The following is a 22,036-nucleotide window of genomic DNA, read 5'->3' as shown; positions in this document are numbered from 1 at the left end:
GAATTTAAAAAAAATTGGAATTTTACTTAATTATCCCCGCTTTATAAGTCGCAATCGCGCGATCTCTTGCAAAAGCGTGATCAACCATTGGTTCTGCGTAACCAAAATCAAATTCCGGAATCCATTTGCGGATGTATTCGCCTTTTTCGTCGAATTTCTTTTGCTGGATGTCAGGGTTAAAAACCCTGAAATACGGTGCAGCGTCGCAGCCTGTTCCTGCTGCCCATTGCCAGTTGCCTACGTTGGAAGCCAATTCAAAATCCAGAAGTTTTTCGGCAAAATAAGCTTCACCCCACTGCCAGTTAATTAATAAATGTTTGCAGAGAAAGCTTGCGACAACCATACGAACACGATTGTGCATATAACCGGTTTCGTTAAGCTGGCGCATTCCCGCATCAACCATTGGATAACCAGTATTTCCTTCGCACCAGCGTTTAAAATCTTCTTCATTATTACGCCATTGAATGCCGTCGTAAGCCGATTTGAAATTATGATTGACACAATTTGGGAAACTAAACAGAATCTGAATAAAAAATTCTCTCCAGATGAGTTCACTTAAAAAAGTCTGGTTTTTTCGGTTGGCCCAGTTTACCAGTTTGCGAATACTCACAGTTCCAAAACGTAAATGCGGCGAAAGATAAGATGTGCTGTCTAAAGCAGGAAAATCGCGAGTTTCTTTATAATGGGCAATTTGGGTTAAGTTGTGAGGAAGGACTTTTATAGCACTTCTTTCAAAACCAATTTCGGCTAAATCAGGAAATTTAAATTGATTTTTTGCAAAGCTTGAAACCAGCGACCCCGAATCATATTCCGGAGCTGAACCTGAAAAAAGATACTTTTCAAGCCATTTATTTTTATATGGCGTATACACGGTGTACGGAAGCCCGTCGGCTTTTGTGATTTCTTTTTCTTCGAAAATAACATGATCTTTAAAACAGAAAACTTCGATTTTGTTTTCTTTTAAAAGGGAAGAAATGGCAGTGTCACGTTTGATAGCAAACGGTTCGTAATCTTTATTGAAGAATACATTTTGAATATCGAATTCTTCCAAAAGCGATTTCCAGACCGCTGTCGTTTTTCCTTTTTTGATTAAAAGAGATGATCCGAAAGTGTTTAATTCGGTATTTATTTTTTGAAGTGAATCGTAAATAAAACTAACTCTGGCGTCATTTTTTGGAAGATGTTCCAGAATATCATCATCAAAAATAAATAAAGGAATTACCGGAAAATCGGATTGTAAAGCGTGGAATAATCCGGTATTGTCTTCTAAACGTAAATCACGCCTAAACCAGAAAAAGGAAACTTTTTGTTTTGTCATTGTGTGGTTTAATGTTTTGCCACAGATTAAAGGATTTTAAATGATTTTTTAATCTGTTTTTTAAACACATAGAAACATAGATTTTATTTTTTTCTTGTAAAAGAATATGGAAAGAAACTAGTTTCTAACACATAGTCCCGATAGCTATCGGGATGTTTTTATACAAGTGAAACGCCTTTTTATGCGCAATGAAAACTATGTTTCTATGTGTTTAAATTTATATGCTTTTTTGTTCCGTATTAATTTGAATAATCTTGGGCTGTGATTTGGAATTGAATAATTCTTCGATTTTGTTGTATCTGAAATCAAAAATACGCTTCAGTTTATTTCGAACGATTATTTTATTCATTAAACGTCCAAGAATTCCCAAAGGAAGCGCATAATGAACAATATCTGTCATTTTGGTTCTGCCGTCCGGAGTTCGTTCAAAAAAGTGTTTGTGATGCCATAATTTGTAAGGACCAAAACGCTGAATGTCTACAAAGTATTCATTTTCCTTACAGGCAGTGATTTCAGTAACCCAGGAAATTTTGATTCCTAAAAGCGGTCTCAAAGTATAAGTTATGATTTGTCCGTGATACATTCGCCTGTCGTCAAAATCCTTAATGGTGAAATTCATATTGTCAAGCGTGATTGTCTGCAGGTTTTTGGGACTGGAAAAAAAATCCCAGCAGTCTTCAACGCTGGCATTTACATATTGAACGGTTGCTATTTTGTATAATTTCATCTTATTACTTTCAATTGTTACAAATGCTTCTTAAAAACACGTGAGCGTTAGGGATTGCAGTGGAGCTCTTTTTGTGGCTGGCTTTTTCTGCCAGACATAAAAAAGCGGGAACGGAAAGCCCGATCCGCCGCGGCGGAGAACGCCCAAAATATTTTACATTTTATAATACTTAAAGGGTACAAACAACATTCCGAAACATTCTCCTTTTTCTTTTCCAAGGTGTTTATGGTGTATTTTATGCGCTTTTCTGAGTCCGATGAGGTATTTGTTTTTGGTGTTTTTAAACCATTTAAAACGCTGATGGATCAGAACATCATGAATTAAAAAATAGCAGGCTCCGTAAAGGGTAACACCGCAGGCAATAAAAAACAAATAATTGAATCCGCCCTCTACTCCAAAATAAAACAAGAGAATACTTGGAATGGCAAAAATGACAAAGAAAATATCGTTGCGTTCAAAAGTATGTTCGTATCTCGGCTGATGATGGTCAGCATGAAAATACCACATAAAACCGTGCATTACATATTTGTGAGTAAGCCAGGTAACACATTCCATAAACAGAAAAACGCCTATAAAGATTAAAAAAGAAATCATTTTATAAATGTTGTAAATTAAAATTATGATTTTATTTCTTTTGAGTTTTGTTTTAGATAATAAAAGATTAACTCTAAAAGATTTTTTATTTATCAGTTTTATTATTGATTCTCTCATTTTTTGTCATTTCGACGAAGGAGAAATCTCCGCGAGAAACTCCGCAACGAGAATCCAATCTTTGTCGAGCTGCTTACGGAGATTTCTCCTTCGTCGAAATGACAAACTGTTGGCTGTATCGCGGTGAAACTGTTGGCTGGATTGGAATAACAAAACGAATGAATTGTTAAACCAGCTTCAGCTTATAAGTCACAAAAGACTGCGCTAAAAGCCCCGCTTTGGTATAATTAGAAACGCGAATTCTGGAATTTCCAATTTCATGAGACGGTGTGTTTTTTAGCTTTTTGAGCAGTTTTTTATAATAAACATAAGCGGTATAAACTCCAAATTTGGCTTCGATTGGTAATTTTACAATTCCCTGATAAGCAATTCTGAAATCTTCTTCAATTTCTTTGATGATCTGCTCTTTCGAATCTTCATTGAAATTGCTGAGGTTGATTCCCGGAAAATAGGCCCGGTTTAAAATGGTGCTGTCATCTTTTAAATCCCGTAAAAAATTGACTTTTTGAAAAGCCGATCCTAAACGCATCGCTTCGTCTTTTAACTGCTCGTACTTGTGTTCTTTTCCGGCGACGAAAACTTTGAGGCACATTAAGCCCACAACATCGGCCGAACCGTAAATATAGTCGGCATATTCGGTTTGGGTGCTGTATGTTGATTTAATCAGATCGAGTTTCATACTTTTTAAGAATGCCTGAACCAAATCGTCGGTGATATTATATTCTTTTACCGTATGCTGAAAGGAATTTAAAATAGGATTCAGGCTGATGCCCAGTTCCATTGCTTTGTAATATTCTTTTTCAAAATCGTCGATCAGATATTCCTTTTCATAGTTATGAAATGAATCTACAATTTCATCAGCAAAACGGACAAATCCGTAAATGCTGTAAATGGCATCACGAATATCTGGTGACAGCATTTTTACGGCAATCGAAAAAGACGAGCTGTAGTTTTGGGTAACCAGCTTACTGCATTTGAAAGATACGGCGTCGAATAGTGATTTCATTTTTTAAGATCTTAAAGATTTTTGAATTAATTCAGCGGCTAGTTTTCCTGAAATTAAAGCAGGTGGAACACCCGGACCGGGAACGGTTAACTGCCCCGTAAAATATAAATTACGAACTTTTTTGCTTTTTAGTTTCGGTCGCAGAAAAGCTGTTTGCAATAAGGTATTGGCCATACCGTAGGCATTTCCTTTGTAAGCATTGTAATCTTTTACAAAATCATTTTTGCAGAAGGATTCCTTAAAGATAATGTTATTTCTGATTTCCTGCTGGGTAAGCTTTTCAAAACGGGTAATTATCTTTTCGAAATATTCTTCACGCAGTTTCTCATTATCTTCAATTCCGGGTGCAAGCGGAATTAGGAAAAATCCGGTTTCCATTCCTTCCGGAGCAGCGCTTACATCTGTTTTAGAAGGAAAGTTGGCATAAAACAACGGTTCTTCCGGCCATTTGGGATGATCATAAATATCAATAGCATGCTGATCAAAATCGGTATCGAAAAATAAGGCGTGATGCGAAATGTTCTCTATTTTTTTATTGAAACCAATAAAAAACAGAAGTGAAGAAGGAGCAAAAATCCGGCTTTCCCAATAAGCATCAGAATAAACACGGTGTTCTTTTTCTAATAAAGTTTCGGTATGCTGATAATCGGCTCCGCTTAAAATAATATCCGCTTTTATAGTCTCACCGTTAATTACAATACCAGCGGCGGTTTTGTTTTCAACGGGTATTTTTTCGATTGGGGAATTGGTTTTGATGGTCACACCAAGTTCTAAAGCTAATTTTTCGATTCCGCGAATAACATCAAACATTCCCGTTTTAGGATGCCAGGTTCCAAGACCAAAATCGGCATAATTCATAAAATTGTAAAACGAAGGTGTTTTGGTGGGTTTTGCTCCGAGAAATAAAACCGGAAATTCCAGAATCTGAATTAGTTTTTTGTTTTTGAATTTCTTACGAATATCGGCACTCACATTTCCTAAAAACTGATTAAGTTTTAGAGCCGTTTCTTTTGTAACCAGTTCCAGCGGCGAAACTCCGGGGCGGTAAACCAGATCTTTTATCGCAATATCGTAATTGCTTTTGGCTTTATTGATAAAGGTTTCGAGCTTTTGACTGCTTCCTTTTTCAATTTCTTCAAAAGTAGATTTGATCGCTGCAAGATTGTCGAAAATGCTGATAAAATCATTGATGCCAAAATAAACCCTGTAAGCAGGATTGAGTTTTACCAGTTGATAGTAATCAGAAGGTTTTTTATCGAAATCCTGAAAAAAGCGTTCGAAAACATCGGGCATCCAGTACCAGCTTGGTCCCATGTCGAAGGTAAAGCCGTTTTTTTTGAATTGCCGGGCGCGGCCTCCAATGGTTGGATTTTTTTCATAAATAATTACCTCGTGCCCTTGTTTTGCCAGGTAACAAGAGGCGGCTAACGAAGAAAAGCCTGATCCTATTATGATGATAGTTTTTGTCATTTGTTTAACAAATATACAAAAACTTTAAACAAAATAATTAAATGGTTTCCATTGTTTCTTCCATCGAATCGAAAATGCGGATTCTTTCAGGTAAAACTTTTCGGTCTATATGTTCTACCATTTTCCCCATAAGCCATACTTCGTTGTTTTTCTGAAGCAGTTTTTGTCCCATAGATTTTACATACTGGTTAATAACACTGCGGTCCGGCTGTATGGTCATAAACGATATAAACGTGATGTTTTCAAAATGTTTGGTTAAATCCTGCAGGTTTTCTATAGGCATGCTTTCTCCCAGATAAATGGTTTTATATCCTTTGGACAAAATTTCATACTGCAGGTAGAGAAGGCCAATCTGATGAATTTCATTTAATGGCAGAGAAAGTACAAAAATCCGGTCTGTTTTGGTTGGTTTCTGGATTTGAAGGCTTTCGGTATAAATTAAGATTTTTTGTTTGATCAAATGGCTCATGAAATGTTCATTTGCCGGAGTTATGGTTTCAGACTGCCAGAGTAAACCTAATTCTTTTAACAACGGTAAAAAATGCTCTTTAAAAACTTCTTTGAATGTTTTTTCAGAGATCAGCCAGTCGAAGGTATTGAAAAACAATTCCTGGTCAAAATTCATCATCGCCATTTTAAAAGAGGTGATGGCGTAGTTCTGGGAGTTTTTCTTGGATATAATTTCACGAACCAGCTGCGGAATTTTTTCGTCCGGATAGGTTGCTATTTTAGAAATCTTATAACCATATTCATGTAGTAAAGTAATGTTTAAAAGTTTCTGTAAGTTTTGCAGGTTATAAAGCCTGATATTGGTATCAGTACGCATAGGTTCCAGAATGTTATATCTTTTTTCCCAGATACGAATCGTGTGTGCTTTAATGCCAGATAAATTTTCAAGATCTTTTATACTGAAAACAGTTTTTATATTGTTTACCATTTTATACGATTAAGTAAACAAAAATAAAATAAAATCTTAAAAATCCCCTAAAACTTAGTAAAAATGATGGTTTTAGGGGAGTTTGTAGTAGGTTACTGATTTATTTATTAAGAGACAGACTGACTCTAAATAATAAATTCTTTATTTCAGCTTCATAATGTATTTAACAAAAGATGCTCTTTTGAGGTGTCTTATTGTTTGATAATTTTTTGACTGCTGTTTCCTTTTTCATTAGAAAGAGAGATAAAATAAATTCCTTTTGGATAAAGGCTGAGGTCTTTTTTTATAAGAGTTGAATTAGGGCTGGATTCGTATAGTAAATGACCTGAAGCATCATATATTTTGTAATTTAAAACAGGCTGTCCGGACTGAATAGTCAGGGTTGTGGTTACAGGATTAGGATACAATACCAGATTTTGGAGTTCAGTATTCCCGGATACGGATAAATGGGCATCTGAAGCAGCCGTCCAGCTTGATGCCAAAGCATTGTCAAGATCTGTACTGGTTAACTGCAGGTAACTGCCATTGCCATCGGCATTGGGCCACGGAGCGGTATTGGTGTATTCAACAGAATCAATTGTGTTGCCAAACCCATCTGCGAGAACCAGTTTTTGTGAGGTATTCAGCAGATTGCGGGAAAACTGCCCGTAGGCGGTTAGACCGTATTTAGATTCAAAAGCGGTTTTATTACTTACAATATAAATTCCCTGATTGGACGCAATTGTGGCATTTGCCGGGAACTGATAGGAAAGCCCCAGTTCTTTTAGATAAACTCCGGTTAGGTTAACGGCAGTATTTCCGGTATTTTTTATTTCAATAAATTCGAGGTCATTGCTAACAGGAAATGTGGCAGAAACGCCCGGATTGTAATTAATTTTTGTAATCACCAGCGAAGGAAGTTCGATGTTGCTGCAGCTGCTGAAATTTCCTAACTGCGAAGTTATCCAGTTGATTCTGTTGAGCAAAAAAGTCTTTAGATTGGCAATTTCAAGTGCATAATTAGGGATAGTTCCCCATTTTTCGTTTTCTCTTATTCTGGCTTCGTTGATGTAAGCTGTTGTTTCGTCGATAAACTGAGTAAGGCTGTTGTAATTCATAGGCTGTCCCGTTTGTGTAAGTTCGTTCCAGCGTTTAGAAATATAACATTTAAAAACCGGTTCTGAAAAAAGATCACGCCAGAATTTTGCACCTTCGTTGTCGCCATTAGCAAACTGCCAGATATCATATTTGCTTCTGTCGAGTCCCCACATGAACAAATCATTTCCGTAGGTCAGGTTAAAATCCCATATAGGACCGGCACGCAGTTTTCCTTCTTTATCTTTATGAAAAAAAGTACTGAATTGATAACTGTCGACATTTGAGGCAAGTTCTGCCAGAATCATATAATCTACAAAGGAAGGTACATCTATAACCGTGGAATAACCGGAAGCCAGATCGCTATTTTGTGTACTGGCTTTAACCGCCAGGTTTTGGAACTGACTTTTGATATAATCATTTTGTTGTGTGGTAACGTTTTCCGGTTTTGGCAGTTCATGAATAAACTCGACCATGCCGGCATAAGAAGGCATCGTCCAGGCAACAGGATCCCCTCCGGTAGTTTTATCGGCTTTTGTAATGTAGCCGCCGCTGACATTGGGTAGTGTATTATCCGTATCCCCCATTTTAACAACATTCACCCGGTTAACATTCGATTTGATTTTTTCCTGTAAAATGTATAATCCCTGATAAACGTCGTTAATCACTACTTCGCAGTAAACGGTTCTTGAGGCATAATCGCCAATCTGACGCGATACATTGTAGGAAATATAATCCCGGATGCAGGAAGGATCAAAAGCCAGCGAATTTAAAATCCAGTCGTTTTCAGTGGGCATTCCCAGCAGGCTCACATTATTATTACTGGTATTGTTGGCTTTTAAAGTGGTAAGACCATACGGTTTTTTAGGAAGGGACTGCGAGGTTGACCCTCTGATTTCGATGCCAATACGGCCGTTATAATTCAGATAGGCTTCGGTATCACGATCTGTAAGGTAGTTTCTGCTTCCGTCCGGTCTTTTAATAATTTTCATTGTGGCCAGTACTTTTGGATCGTCCGGAATTTCAGCCGGCTGCTGGGTAACAGGATCAATGTCGGTATTAATAATAACAATTGGAAGGTTACTATCTGTAAAAGTCTGTGATTTTACTTTTGAAGAAAAAAGAAAAATCACTAAGATAAAAGCGATTTTGGTAATGTAAGTTTTTGAAAAATAGTGTTTTATCATGGTTAGGTTAGTTTTGTAACAAATGTAACAATAACTGCATGATTAAAATACCAGGATTCTTTTTTTACGAAAAAACTATAAAAAACAATCTGCAAACGGATTGTTTTGCAGATTGTTTCCTGTTAAAACGATTTTGATTTATTATTTACAAAAAGTGCTTCTGTTTTTAATGGCACTCTGACTTCCCAGTTCGATTGCTTTGGAGAAATCTTTACAGGAGTTGGTTTTGTCTCCAATCTGATTATAAGCCAGTCCTCTTAAATTATAAGCAATATAATCTTTTGGGTTTAAACCTAATGAAGAAGTACAGTCTTCGATGGCCTCATCGAATTTTGATAATTTGAAATTAACATTGGCGCGTCCGGTAAAGGCATCGGCATTCATGCTGTCCAGTTCAATGGCTTTACTAAAATCGGCGAAAGCCCCTTTTAAGTCATTCAGTTTGTATTTGGCAACACCGCGGTTTTGATAAGCTTCAACAAACTTAGGACTCATTTTAATTGCCAGATTATAATCGGCAAGGGCACCTTTGGTATTACCGGCTTCGGCCTTTTTCATGGCTCTGTCAAAGTAGCCGGTTGCAGATTGTGCCCATGAAGAGCAGGCGATCATGAGAAATGATGCTAATAGTAGGTTTTTCATAAAACTAATTTGGGATTAGTGATTCATTATTTCGAACGAATTTAGCGAAGTTTTCCTTTTCGGACGATACTTTTTTGTAAAAAAAACGTGATTAAATATTCTGTTTTAATGCGGACTATTTATTTTTCAGTGCCAATCAGATACAGCACTACGCCCGGGCCTGATTTTACGCGGTTGATCTGCCAGTTGTAGGTTTCGTTGTTTTGAAGATTTTTGACAAGGTTCTCCATTTCTGCTACAGAGTACGTCCTTAAAGACGAAACGATTCCGTCCCACAAAACAAACAGGGGAACAATCGGAATAAAATAAGTAAAAAGGATACGTCCAATTTTAAAAGGACGTATAAAAGGAGTGGTGAGTAAAACACTGAGCGGAGAAAAAATCATAGCCAGTATGCTGGGGAAACTTCTTTCCTGAACTTCAAAAATAGCGATCGCTGATTTTGAATCGATTGCATTTTGCAGAATCCGGGCAGCATCGGCAGGGCGAAAATGATGTAAGGAAAGAAACTGTGTCCGAAGACCTTTGAGTTCAGGCGGAACGTTTCGGGCATCTATAGATTTAGGTATATATTCAAAATTATCAGCCTGTTTTTTGGTGTACTCAAAAGCCGGAATATTAGGGTAATAATCAGTCAGGATAATTTTTAGATCCGGGATTTCTTTTTGTAGTTCAGCGTTTAGCCAGATCAGTCCGCCTCCACCTCCTGAAGCCAGATCAATAATGGTATTGGATTGGTTCTCCTTCAAAATAGAAGTGATTAAAGGGACAACTGGTTTGTACATTCCGCTTTTGTTCGAAAGAAACTGTAAAAAGTCAGTGATATAGTTTCTTAAAAAAACGGGAAACCATTTTTGATCTTCAAATTCGAATAAATGTATTCTTCCCATAACAATTAACGTTAAAAGAGATTAGGAAAATTCTGCTGAATTTAGTGTATGAAGGTACAAAAAAAGTAAGTTGGTCTGTAAACAGATTGAAGAAGTTTAAAAAGGGTAAAGGGAAACAGCCGTAAAAATAGAATAAGCGTATATGCTGTAAGGACTGGCAGAGTCAGCGGCTTTGCAAATAACCCAAAAGAATCAAATAATAATCCGAAACGGATAAATAATAAATCATATTCTAATACTAGAAAACATATTATACATTTGTCTCAGAACAAGTAAAATAAAAAATAGTGAGCCCCAAATTACGTTTCCTGATTTTCTTTTTCTTTCTTATTTTAAGCAGTATGATCTATGCGCAGAGCCAGCAGATCGACAGCTTAAAAAGAGTACTGAGCCATATTCAAATGGATACCTCAAAGATCAGTCAGTACAATAAAATTGCCGATTTGTATAAAGAGACCAATCCGGATTCTACTTTTTTCTATGCTCAAAACGCGGAGGTACTTAGTTTAAAAACGGATTACACATTTGGACTTGCTTCTGCGTATGTCAACAAAGGAAATGCTTCGATTATTCTGGGAAAATATCCTGATGCCCTTCGGTATTTTGAAAAAGCCCGGCAGGGATTTAAAAAGATACTTCCGGAAGATTCTAATAAAAAAATCAAAAGCGGCCTTGCCCGTACATATGCGAGTTCGGGTGTGGTTTATTCGGAACAGAGCAATCATACGCTGGCTTTAAAAAATTATGAGGAAGCGCTCCGATTGTATCAGGAAATTGAGGAGCAGAAGAATGTTTCAAAAACACTCAATAATATTGGTATTATCTACAAATCGCAGCAAAATTATCCCAAGGCATTAGACTATCTTAAACGGGCTTCTAAAATCCAGCTGGCTTTGGGAGAAGAAAATGCAGCTGTGACTTATACCAATATAGGGGTAATTTATTTTGAAACAGGCCAGTATCAAAATGCATTTTCGTATTATGAAAAAGCAAAGAAGCTTTTTGAAAACAATAACAATAAACGGGGTTTTGCCCTTTTGTGCAACTATCTGGGAGATTATTATAAAAAGCAGCATAATGAAACGCTCGCAAAAGAATATTATATAAAATCGCTGAATTTATATGATGAGCTGCAGAATAAATTTGGCGCTTCTCTGGCACTTTACAACATTGCCGGTCTGCTTCAAAAACAACAGCAGTATAAGGAGGCACTGCCTTTTGCCGAAAAATCACTGGCTTATGCCAAAGAAATAGAAGTGCCGGACCAGACTTTTCACTCCGAAAAAATAGTAAGCGAACTGTATGAGTCTTTGGGGGATTCTAAAGCGGCATTACAGCATTACAAAAATTACATAGCGGCACGTGACAGTATACTGAATGAAGAAACAAGCCGGAAATTTGCCCTTGCCGAAGTGAATTATGAATACAAGCAGAAAGAAGCTTTGCTTTCTGAAAAAAACAAAAGACAGATTCAGTTTATTATTTTTTCAATCTTAGGAGCGGTGCTTTTGATTGCTTTAATTCTGGTAATTTACAACAGAATGCAGGTAAAACGCCAGCTTACACTCAAAAAAGAAGTGGCAGAGTACGAACAGAAAGCCCTGCATTTACAGATGAACCCGCATTTTGTATTTAACTGCCTGAGTTCGATATCCAGTTTTATTGTTCAAAATGGTACAGATTCAGCCCTGAAATACCTGTCTAAATTTTCAAAATTAATGCGGCTGACGCTGGAATATTCCAAAGGCTCCCTGATTCCGATTGATAAAGAAATAGAAAGCCTGCAGAATTATCTGGAACTGGAGAAACTGCGTTTTCATGACAAATTTGAATTTGAAATACGATCGAGCGAAAGAGTGGAATTTAATATGGGACTGCCGCCTTTACTGATTCAGCCTTTTGTTGAAAATGCGATTCTTCACGGAATCGTACCAAAAGAAGGCAGCGGTAAAATTGAAGTCGATTTTGATGTTGAAAATGAAAAACTGATTTGCACCATTACAGATGACGGAATCGGTTTGACCGAATCGAAACATTTAAAGGAGAATTCAGTCACAGCACATCAGTCGATGGCTTTGGGAATTACCAAAAAACGTCTGGAAATAATGGAATCCATGACTTCTAAACCCGCACAGATTGAAATTACGGAATTACAATCAGATCATAAAAAAACAGGAACAAAAGTAGTGTTGCAGCTGCCTGTTCAGTACATACCTTAAATTTTAAATAGATGATAACAGCCGTATTAATAGAGGATGACCAGCATTTGCGAACCGGTTTAAAAGCGCTTTTAAACCGCTATACAAATGATATTTTAATTGTGGGCGAAGCCGAAAGTGTAAAAACCGGAATTGCCGTGATTGAAAAAACAAAACCCCAGGTCGTTTTTCTGGATATTCATTTAACTGACGGAACCGGTTTTGATATTCTGGAAAAATTAAACAAAGTAAACGGAAAACTAAATGTTCATATCGTATTTATCACGGCGCACGAGCAATACGCATTAAAGGCATTTAAATTCAGTGCTTTGGATTATATCCTGAAACCTGTTGATCCGGAAGAACTGCAGCAGACCATGGCCAAAATTAAGGAAGCTGTTGGTAAAAACAATTCTTTTGAAAACATTGATTTACTGCTGGAAAACATCCGGAAAAAAGTCGATAATTTTAAACGTATCGCACTTTCTACCAGCGATGGCATTCATTTATTTGAAGTAGCGGATATCATTCGCTGTGAAGCAAAAATTAATTACACACAATTCTTTATCAAAAATCATAAACCTGTATTGATTTCAAAAACGCTTAAGGAATATGAAGAACTGCTTTCAGAACATGGTTTTGAACGTATTCATCAGTCCCATTTAATTAATCTGTCCTATCTCAAATCGTATATAAAAACAGACGGCGGATATGTGATTATGGCTGATAATTCTAATATTCCGATAGCACAGAGTAAAAAAGAAAAACTGCAGGAATTAATTAATGCGCTTTAACTATTCTCCCCAATAACCAAAAACATCATTACAATATGAAAAGAAAACTACTTATACTTTTATTACTCGCTGCTGTGGGAATGAAGGGGCAGGTGCTGACTTTTACCGATCAAACATTCAAGGCAATGCTGGTAAACGGCGGATCGGCTAATTTTACAGCTTACTCAGGCGGTGTTGCTGTTACAAGAATCGATACCAATTTTGACAACCAGATTCAGGTTTCTGAAGCAGCCCTGATTGATAAACTCTGGATAGAAGGTACTAATGCTTATGCTGTAACCAGTATCGAAGGGATTGAAGGTTTTACCAATGTAACCGAATTAGGTTTTAACGGCATCAGCACGACTTCGATCAATTTGAGCGGCATGCCTAATCTCAAAACGATTTATGTAAAAAGCCCCGTTTTGACAACCGCAACAGTTTCGGGAATGACGGGATTAACCGGGGTTTCGTTTATGGAAAATGACGTAATGACTACCCTTACCATTTCTAATTGTGCTAATCTGGCCAATATTCTGGCGCAGCGGAACCCTGCTTTTGAAACCATAAATGTGAGCGGTCTTCCGGCTTTAAAACAATTGTATTTAGAAGACAATGTTTTAACGGCACTGGATTTAACCGGCTGCCCGAATGTGGAATTTTTTAATGTGGTTGACAATAAACTGACTGATTTGAAAGTATCCGGATTAACAAAGCTGACGACCTTTTCGGTTACCGATAATCCGACTTTAAAACATGTAAACGCTTCGGGCTGTACACTGCTTAATTTTTCGCAGGCGACATTTTTGGCTAATCATGAACTGGAAACAGCCGATTTCCAGAATTGTACGGCTTTAGATGGTCTTCAGATGCCGGACAATACACTTACAACCCTTAATTTATCTGGTTGTAGTGCGGTGCAGATCGTAAACGTTAAGAATAATGTTCTGACCAATTTAAACCTTAGCGGATGCTCATCACTTTTGACGATCGATTGCTCCAACAACCAGCTTTCGGTACTGGATTTGAGTGCATCATCAGTTTTAGTACAGATTAGAGCTGTATCGAATGTTATTTCTGATTTCAGTCTGGGCGGGACGGCAAATTTAACGAATGTTTATTTAAGCAATAATCAGGTTTCGTCTTTGAATTTTTCAGGAGCAGCGGCTTTGGAAATTCTGGATTTTAATAATAATCCGGCATCCAGTTTAAACCTGTCTGGCTGTACGGCACTGAAAAACCTTTATATTCCGAACGTTCCTTTGGTAACAGCCGATTTTTCAAATTGCAGTACGCTGACCTCTATCAATAATTTTAGTGAAGTGCTTAACACTATAAATGTTCAGGGCTGTACAGCTCTCGAAACACTTTCGATTGCCGGAAGTGCTGCCAATAAAGCACCATTGACTTCTTTAAATGTATCGGGACTGGCTAATTTGAAAACGCTCGATTGTAGTTACAGCAATCTTAGTTCTTTAAATTTAACCGGCTGCAGCGGCCTCACCAGTTTGTTTTGTATTCAGGTACCTATTGCCGCTGTTGATTTTTCAGACAGCCCTGCTCTTAAAATTTTGAATTTTACAAATACCGCTCTGGAAAATATAGATATTTCTAATCTGTTCAGTTTAGAGGCACTTACGGCCAACGGTAATCCTAATTTGAAAATGATCTTTGCTAAGAATGGCAGAGACGAGGATTTTTTTATTAACAGCACAAACAGCAGTTTGATTTTTGTCTGTCAGGACGAAGCTTATACGGCCGATACCAAAAGTTATTTAACGGGACAGGGCATGTCTGGTGTGGTGGTCAATTCGTATTGTACTTTTACTCCGGGAGGAAACTATAATACTATAACGGGGACACTGGCATTTGATGTTGATAACAACGGCTGTGATGCCGCCGATTCTAAACAGGCCAATGTAAAAGTGAATCTTCTGGATGGTGCTGCTTCTTATGCTGCGTTTACGGATCAAAATGGTAAATATACTTTTTATACTCCTGCGGGCAGTTTTTATATTACAACAGCGGTTGAGAATCCGGCTTTCTTTTCGGTTTTACCTGCCGCACCTCAGGTTACGTTTGCCAATAGTAACAACAACACTACGGTACAGGATTTTTGTATAAGCGCCGCAGGGGTAAGCAGCGATGCCGAAATTATAATAGCGCCTCTTTATCCTGCCAAACCCGGATTTATGGCCTGGTACGAAATCCTAATACGCAATAAAGGCAATCAGACATTAAACGGAACAGTAAACTTTACCTATAATCAGGATGTGCTGCATTATGCGCTGGCAACTACAATGCCCAATGTACAGACTCCGGGCATTATAAACTGGAATTATACCAATTTACTGCCTTTTGAAACCAGAAGAATTTATGTAGCCTTAAACGTAAATTCACCAACGCAGGTTCCTCCGGCCAATTTAGGAGATATTTTAAACTTTACGGCCATTATAAATCCTGTTGCAGGCGATAATAATCCGGATGATAATCAGTTTGTGTTTAATCAGGAAATTATAGGTTCTTATGACCCTAATGATATTACCTGTCTGGAAGGTGAAAGCGTTTCTCCGTCGGAGATTGGACAATATCTGCATTATGGAGTTAATTTTGAAAACACCGGAACCGCCGAAGCCGAAAATGTAGTGGTGAAAATTGTGATTGATGAAACGAAATACGATGTTAACTCACTCCAGCTGCTCGATGCGTCTCATGACGTACAGGTTGAGGTAAAGGGAAATGTGGCCTCATTTATATTTCAGAAGATAAATCTGAGCGTTAAAAAAGATCCACCAGTAGGCGGACATGGCAACATCCTCTTTAAAATTAAAACGCTCATTGATTTAGGGCCGGGCGATAAGGTAGAAAAAGAAGCGACGATTTATTTTGATTATAATGAAGGCATTGATACCAATACAGCCGAAACGATTTTTAAATCATTAGGAAATAAAGATTTTGAAAAAGACAGCAGCATTGCCGTATATCCAAACCCAACAAAAGGAGAGGTGTTTATTAACTGCGACACGACGATCAAATCAATAGAATTGTTTGATGTACAGGGAAGAATACTGCAGTCTGTAATGGAAAACAAAAACAGTTCTAAGATTAACCTTTCGGATAAATCAAACGGATTGTACTTCGTTAGAATTACTTCTGAAAAAGGAATTTCGTTACAAAAGATTATTAAGGAATAAATTTAGGTACAGGATTTTATTCTGGTTCAAAAGCCTTTCAGAGTCAGTTGATTTTGAGAGGCTTTTTTCATAATCTTCGTTTGATTTCCTCTTCAATTTGTATTTTATCGGTCTCTAGCCGCTCTCTGAATTTTTCAAGCATCGTTTGATACTCTTTAGGGGTAAAATTTAGTTCTTTAAAACTATCAAACCAATCTACTTTAGAGCCTGCTTTTTCGGCTTCCCATTCAGTTGTTCTGTCAATTCCCATTCTTTTCCATTGTATCATGTTGCCATAATTTTTAATTTCGGCAACGATTAAGGTACAGGAAAAGTCATTGTCGTCCGGGCACATTAAAATGGGACAAACAGCTGTTTCGTTTTCATCTGGCAGAATCCGTTTCCAGACCACTTCTTTTTCGTCTTCCCGCTCCATCCAGTAAACCAGTGTAGGAATGAGTTCATTATAGCCATTGCCAGAATAAAGTCTATCAAGTTCTTCGCCCAGTAATAAGCCATCTATTTGATAGTTGAGAAAGTTCCAGTTGACATTGTCGTTAATTTGATCCTGAATGGCTTCTATTTTGTTCATCCCATTTTTTCTTTCAAATATATTACTTTTGAGCTATTTTTAAGACAGGGAAAAGTTTAATCAGGAGAAGGATTGTTACTTTTTAAGAAGTTAATGCAGGAATCTTTCAGATCGTTTATCACATTATTAATAATGCAGAAATACGTTTTAATTTTAGTTTTTATAACCTCCAATTTGAGTTTTGCGCAAAATTCAAAAGACAAAACAGATCATTATATCAGGGGCATCCGGAAAGAACTGAAAAGAAAGGAAATAACCGATTTTTTTGTGGTTAAACATATTCAGTACGGAACGGCCAGAATTGTTAACAGGAATGATGCCGATTATTGCATAGGAAAAGGATACTACTATAAAATGTATGTTTTTTGGAAGAAAAACAATGACTCCTGGTTGAAAGTGATTGATAATTGCGGTGGTTTTATTCCAATTAAACTTAAAGACACAAAAGTCATCGATTTTTACACTGCAAATTTTGAAAACATAAAAAAGGATGAGGTCGAAAGATATAAACTTAAGCCGGATTCAATCTCAAATGGTAAAGTTTATTCTTTTCTTTCGATTAGAAATCATTCGCCTTTAAGGTATTTTTGGTTTTACAAAGATTTGGTAAAATTTCAGAAATTTTTTAATACATACAATCTGACGTCAATTCCAGAATCTCCTAATATAAATTATCAAGCCAACAATAACCTTATGCTGGTGAAGCTGGACGGTATTTGTGATGAAGTTATTGAGGAATCTGTAAAAACAGAAAACTTAAAAAGAGAAAAGTAAAGGGTTTGATGACCTGCTAATTGCCCGAAACAGGAAAATGATGTAATACAGGTAAAAACTAATGCTTTTGAGAAGAGTTTAAAAAAATACCCCAATTATCGCTTAAAAAATGAATCGATATATTTTTAAAGTTTTAGCCTCGTTTTTCTTCCTGTTTTTTATCTACTGTTTAGTACAGTTTATAAGTACAGATGCTTTTGCAATAAACCCTTACAGAATGAATGTGGATATTAAACTTGCAGCTGTTAGAGTGCTGATCTTATTTGTTTCGGTGTTCTTTTTGGCATTCTTTATCTATATCGATCGTAAAAAGAATAAAAAAACAAAGCAGGGATAAATCTGAGAAATGGATTTTGTTCTGTATAAAAAAGCCTTTCAGAATCTGCTGATCCTGAAAGGCTTTTATGAAATGAGTTATAGAAGTTTATTTTACTTTTAGTAATTTTTCTAAATATTCTACTTTATCTTTTTCGGCCTTAATTAGGCGTTCATAAAGTTTAATTTGCTGTTCGTGTGATTCGATTAATTTATCAAGCGGATTAAATGAACAATGATTTGAGTGTGGAGCATTAACGATACTACCACTAATATCATTATCATAAAAGTTGTTAAAATAATTAAAGACGCCTTCCTCAGAAAAATTCTTTATTGCTTCTACACTTACGCCTAATGCTTTTGCTATTTCGATTAGTTTTTCGTCTTCTACAGTTTCGCTGTTCTCGATTGCAGAAATGGTTTGCTGGCTAATGTTTAATGCTTGTGCCAGAGCTTCCTGTTTCATGTCTCTTAGTTCACGAATACGGCTTATTTTGCGCCCTATATGGTTTGGTTTGGTTACTGTGCTCATAATTCAAAGATACTAATTATCGATAAAAAAAATTAAGAAATAGTACGATACCTGATTTCGCCTGTATTGTACGGAATAAGAATTCAGTAAAAATAATTTTTGTGAATTAAACGGAAGTAAAAATACAATTTTTCATACAAATAAAGCTTTGGGTTTGTAATTTTAGAAACAGAATCATTTATCAGTCGTATTGGTCTTTGGTTCTAAACTTCTTCATCAGATCATTTGCGGTTAAAAAATTATAACCAATATCGATGGTTTTGTCTTTGTATTTAAAATACCTGCCATCGGTATAAATGATGTCTTTTTTGTCCTGATCGTTCCAGAATTCAATCTGATATTTGTTTTCAAATTTAGAAACGGTTTCCTTACCCTTGATTATTTCTGTCAGAAGGTAAAAACTCTCTGATTTCAAAAGATCACAAATTTGGTTTCCTTTTGTAAAGCTTATCCTCGATAATGATGAAAAAGGTTTTTCTGCTTTTAAAGGAGTCAGTTTTAGCTGCTGATATAAATAGTTTAGAGGAACATACGCCCAAATCAGTTCGGCTGTGGAATTTCGGCCATAATCACTGATCGATTTTACGATTTTATTGTTTTTAATAAAAGTTACAGTAACCGTCTGGTCATCTGTCCAGTTTGCGTCATAACTGTCTTTAAGATTTTTTATGCCGGCTTTTTTAAAACGGGTCTGGATTTTTTGATATTCTTCCGGAGTAATTTTAGATTTGAAAATACCGGTTTGAGTAGTATAATATTGTCCATAAAAGAAAATGTTACCAGTATGGTCAACGCTTATATTGGAAACAGGACAGGTACCGAAACAGCCGGAAGAGGAAACGATGATCTTGTCATAATTTTCATTGGGGTCAATTTTATAGTTTGTTCTGGCATATTTAGCAAACAAACTGTCGCCTGTCTGCGTTGTGAGAGTGTCGCCAGTGATTGAGCTTATTTTTTGATTTTCCCAGGTCTTATCGTTTAAATTCAAAATCTTTAAACTATCGTTTTCAATTTTAAACTGGGTTTGGGTTCCCAGAAAAATAGTTCTTTGTTCTTCTCTTTCCTTTCCTTCGATTGTTTTAAAATAACCGGACTTGTTTTCGCAGTTGTTATTTTCTAAAAAAATATAGCCTTCTCTGTGAAAACCGAAAGGCGGCGGAGGTGGGGGAGGCGGTATTCTGTGATTATTGTTTTTTACCGGTTTGCTCAGATCGACAGTCTTAATATACATCCACTCTCCAAGAATGTCTTTGCTTAGCTGTGCGTCGTTATTTTTCTGGCAGGAATATAAAAAGAGGACAGTTATGCCGTATAATATGATTTTTTGCTTCATAAATTTATATTTACGGTTATTATGATACTTAAGTCTTATTGCTTAGTAAATATAAAGGATTTTAAAGTTATATGTGCAGATGGAATTTTAAAGTAAGTACAGTTTATCCGAATAATTATTTTTAATTTGTTTATTCGATAAAAAACTATTTTGTTTCATTTTTTTCCTCTGCTTACTTTTTCTGCAAGCTGCATTGCACTGTATACATTTAAAACCTTTCCTGATTTAGATAATTCAGAAAAAAGAACCTTTTTATCTTTGGATCCGGGTAAGATGACCTCTAGATTGTAAGCAGTCCCGGAATCCATAATAATTTGTTTAACCTGGGCTGCCGTAAAATTGGGATAATATGACCAGATTAAAGCTGCCGTACCACAAACCATTGGTGCTGAGAAGGAGGTGCCGGAATCAAATTTATAGCTATTTTGTGAAGCTGTAGAATATATTTCATCTCCCGGAGCAAATAAATCTACATTTTGCTTGCCGTAGTTAGAAAAATCCGAAACAAAAGTATTGTCTAATTTGTGAGTTACAGATCCAACATTGATGAAATTGGAACAAAATTCTTTAGAATTCTCAAAATCACTATCATTTGGATAAAGAGGACTTTTATCTATATTTACTCCATCATTACCTGCACAATGAACTAAAAGCACATTATGCTCTTCTGCGTATTTTAATGCTTCTTCAACCCAATCTTTGTGTAATGAAAATTCCTTGCTAAAAGACATATTAATAATTTTTGCACCATTATCTACTGCGTAACGTATTGCCATAGTAACATCTTTATCATGTTCGTCCCCTGAAGGTGAAATATTTAAAGGCATAATTTTAACGTTTTGAATTATTCCTTTTATTCCTAAATTATTTTCTCTGTTAGCTCCAATTACTCCAGCCATTTTAGTACAATGATCCTGAATTGGCCTATGGCCGGCTTTATTATTGCTTATGTTGTTATTTCCATATCCTTTTTCTAGAATATTTGGATTATCTCCTATCAATAGACGTTCGTTGTAGTATACATTGAGGTTTTTGTTTACAACAGAATCAAGTTGAGTTTGTTTGTCTACTATGTCTTGCAATGCCTTCTGATCAATTTCTAAATTAACCATCATGTAATCAATTAAAGCACCTAAATCTTTATCGTTATCGTCTCGTCTTTGTCTATATGTTTTGTCATTTATTTTGTGTTTTTTATAGAGACTATCCAATTGCTCATAGGTATAATCTTCTTTTGGGAAAAAATGTTTTAAAGTGTCTTTTACCAAAGGGTAAATCATGACACTATGATTTAAGGATTGAAACCAATTTTTGTAATATTTGTCTTTTTCTATTAGTTTTTTTGATGCTCTATGATATTCATTATATTTATATAGATCTTTAGGATCAATTTGAGATTCTGTTTTATCTTTAAATAATGGTCCCCATTCCTGAACAATACGAACATATTCGTATCTATTCCAGACTACATATCCTCCGTTTTTGGTTCCGGTAAAGCTCCATCCATTGACATCATCTATATAGCCATTTTGATCATCATCAATTCCATTACCTGGAATTTCATTACTGTTTGTCCAAAGCTGCCCTTTTAGATCTTCGTGATTTATATCAATTTGAGTATCTATTATAGCTACTGTAATGGTTTCGTGTTTTGGTTTCTTTTTATTCAAACGATACCACTTATCTAACGAAATACCGGGGATAGTATCGTCTTGATAATCCTTTTGATACCATGTTTGTAACTGTAAAGGCGTTAGATCTTTCTTTAGTTTGAGTTTAGTTTTAGAAATATCTGCTTCTTTTACTGAGCTGCAACCTGCAAAAAAGAAATAAAATAGAATTATAATGTAAAATGGTTTCATAAATTATTTTATGATGATATAAAATTTACCTGTATATGGCTGTATAAAGTGATTTAGTTGCAGCGTTGTGATGAACCGCCATCTTTTTTATCTCCTCCAACAGTTAAATGTAAGTTTTTTTAATTTTGCTGCTTCAAATTTTTCCAGATAAAATTTTCCTGTGTTGAGTCAGGAAAACATCATGCTTTACTGGAAAAGAAAGAAAAATATTTTGATTTATGGAAAAAGCAGAGTTTAGTTTAGATCATTGTGTCGATTTTAAAATACATACAGATGTAATGTTAATCGTTGCATTAATTAAAAAGCCTGAGAATATACATTCTCAGGCTTTTTAATTGTAAAGTGACCACGGTGGGATTTGAACCCACACGCCCTTACGAGCACCACCCCCTCAAGATGGCGAGTCTACCGTTTCTCCACGTGGCCTTAAAAGAAAAAAGGCCGAGTAAAAAAATTACCCGACCTTTGTGACCCGACTGGGGCTCGAACCCAGGACCCCATCATTAAAAGTGATGTGCT

17 protein-coding genes and 1 tRNA gene are annotated in these 22,036 nt (G+C 36.2%); 4 read left to right on the top strand and 14 right to left on the bottom strand.

Annotated features, from left to right (window positions below; translation table 11 throughout):
- Positions 1–22: 22 nt before the first annotated feature.
- The 9 genes from ACODST_RS03710 to ACODST_RS03670 all read right to left on the bottom strand — a co-directional run bounded on the left by ACODST_RS03710 (position 23) and on the right by ACODST_RS03670 (position 9,962).
- A complete protein-coding gene (locus ACODST_RS03710) occupies positions 23–1,318 on the bottom strand; it encodes a cryptochrome/photolyase family protein (RefSeq protein WP_488930772.1) in 1,296 nt (431 codons plus the stop codon).
- 217 nt (positions 1,319–1,535) lie between these two features.
- Positions 1,536–2,045, bottom strand: a complete 510-nt coding sequence (locus ACODST_RS03705) for an SRPBCC family protein (RefSeq protein ID WP_488930771.1) — start codon at positions 2,043–2,045, stop codon at positions 1,536–1,538.
- Between the two features lie 153 nt (positions 2,046–2,198).
- A complete protein-coding gene (locus ACODST_RS03700; protein WP_488930770.1) occupies positions 2,199–2,639 on the bottom strand; it encodes a sterol desaturase family protein in 441 nt (146 codons plus the stop codon).
- Between the two features lie 283 nt (positions 2,640–2,922).
- Positions 2,923–3,762 (bottom strand): phytoene/squalene synthase family protein, encoded by an 840-nt coding sequence (locus ACODST_RS03695; RefSeq protein WP_488930769.1) that lies wholly within the window; start codon positions 3,760–3,762, stop codon positions 2,923–2,925.
- Positions 3,763–3,765: 3 nt separating this feature from the next.
- Positions 3,766–5,232: a phytoene desaturase family protein gene (locus ACODST_RS03690; protein ID WP_488930768.1), complete on the bottom strand. Its 1,467-nt coding sequence runs from the start codon at positions 5,230–5,232 to the stop codon at positions 3,766–3,768.
- Between the two features lie 37 nt (positions 5,233–5,269).
- On the bottom strand, positions 5,270–6,169 hold the full coding sequence (locus tag ACODST_RS03685) for a MerR family transcriptional regulator (protein WP_488930767.1): 900 nt from the start codon (positions 6,167–6,169) through the stop codon (positions 5,270–5,272).
- A 191-nt stretch (positions 6,170–6,360) separates the two neighbouring features.
- Positions 6,361–8,430, bottom strand: a complete 2,070-nt coding sequence (locus ACODST_RS03680) for a CotH kinase family protein (RefSeq protein ID WP_488930766.1) — start codon at positions 8,428–8,430, stop codon at positions 6,361–6,363.
- Between the two features lie 141 nt (positions 8,431–8,571).
- Positions 8,572–9,072 carry a tetratricopeptide repeat protein gene (locus ACODST_RS03675; protein ID WP_488930765.1) on the bottom strand — a complete coding sequence of 167 codons (501 nt, stop codon included), beginning with the start codon at positions 9,070–9,072 and terminating at the stop codon, positions 8,572–8,574.
- Positions 9,073–9,191: 119 nt separating this feature from the next.
- A complete protein-coding gene (locus ACODST_RS03670; protein ID WP_488930764.1) occupies positions 9,192–9,962 on the bottom strand; it encodes a hypothetical protein in 771 nt (256 codons plus the stop codon).
- 287 nt (positions 9,963–10,249) lie between these two features.
- On the opposite strand from ACODST_RS03670, the gene ACODST_RS03665 reads away from it, so the two are divergent.
- The 3 genes from ACODST_RS03665 to ACODST_RS03655 are packed head-to-tail and all read left to right on the top strand — an operon-like array spanning position 10,250 to position 16,127.
- A complete protein-coding gene (locus ACODST_RS03665; RefSeq protein WP_488930763.1) occupies positions 10,250–12,181 on the top strand; it encodes a tetratricopeptide repeat-containing sensor histidine kinase in 1,932 nt (643 codons plus the stop codon).
- A gap of 11 nt (positions 12,182–12,192) precedes the next feature.
- Positions 12,193–12,954: a LytR/AlgR family response regulator transcription factor gene (locus tag ACODST_RS03660; protein WP_488930762.1), complete on the top strand. Its 762-nt coding sequence runs from the start codon at positions 12,193–12,195 to the stop codon at positions 12,952–12,954.
- A gap of 35 nt (positions 12,955–12,989) precedes the next feature.
- Positions 12,990–16,127 carry a T9SS type A sorting domain-containing protein gene (locus ACODST_RS03655; RefSeq protein WP_488930761.1) on the top strand — a complete coding sequence of 1,046 codons (3,138 nt, stop codon included), beginning with the start codon at positions 12,990–12,992 and terminating at the stop codon, positions 16,125–16,127.
- A 67-nt stretch (positions 16,128–16,194) separates the two neighbouring features.
- On the opposite strand, the gene ACODST_RS03650 is transcribed toward ACODST_RS03655, so the two are convergent.
- A complete protein-coding gene (locus tag ACODST_RS03650) occupies positions 16,195–16,698 on the bottom strand; it encodes a hypothetical protein (RefSeq protein ID WP_488930760.1) in 504 nt (167 codons plus the stop codon).
- A gap of 132 nt (positions 16,699–16,830) precedes the next feature.
- On the opposite strand from ACODST_RS03650, the gene ACODST_RS03645 reads away from it, so the two are divergent.
- The gene (locus ACODST_RS03645; RefSeq protein WP_488930759.1) at positions 16,831–17,472 is read left to right on the top strand and encodes a hypothetical protein; all 642 of its coding nucleotides are present in this window, start codon (positions 16,831–16,833) and stop codon (positions 17,470–17,472) included.
- A gap of 424 nt (positions 17,473–17,896) precedes the next feature.
- On the opposite strand, the gene ACODST_RS03640 is transcribed toward ACODST_RS03645, so the two are convergent.
- The 4 genes from ACODST_RS03640 to ACODST_RS03625 form a co-directional block, all read right to left on the bottom strand.
- Positions 17,897–18,319 (bottom strand): helix-turn-helix domain-containing protein, encoded by a 423-nt coding sequence (locus ACODST_RS03640; protein WP_488930758.1) that lies wholly within the window; start codon positions 18,317–18,319, stop codon positions 17,897–17,899.
- Between the two features lie 181 nt (positions 18,320–18,500).
- On the bottom strand, positions 18,501–19,655 hold the full coding sequence (locus tag ACODST_RS03635; RefSeq protein ID WP_488930757.1) for a DUF6438 domain-containing protein: 1,155 nt from the start codon (positions 19,653–19,655) through the stop codon (positions 18,501–18,503).
- Between the two features lie 155 nt (positions 19,656–19,810).
- Complete coding sequence (locus ACODST_RS03630) at positions 19,811–21,517, bottom strand: S8 family peptidase (protein WP_488930756.1); 1,707 nt, start codon at positions 21,515–21,517, stop codon at positions 19,811–19,813.
- Positions 21,518–21,860: 343 nt separating this feature from the next.
- Positions 21,861–21,943 (bottom strand) — tRNA-Leu (locus ACODST_RS03625).
- Positions 21,944–22,036: the final 93 nt, after the last annotated feature.

The sequence above is a fragment of the Flavobacterium sp. FG19 genome (assembly GCF_057809475.1).
Note: the sequence above shows the minus strand (reverse complement) of the source record. Positions and strands in the feature narration are given on the sequence as shown.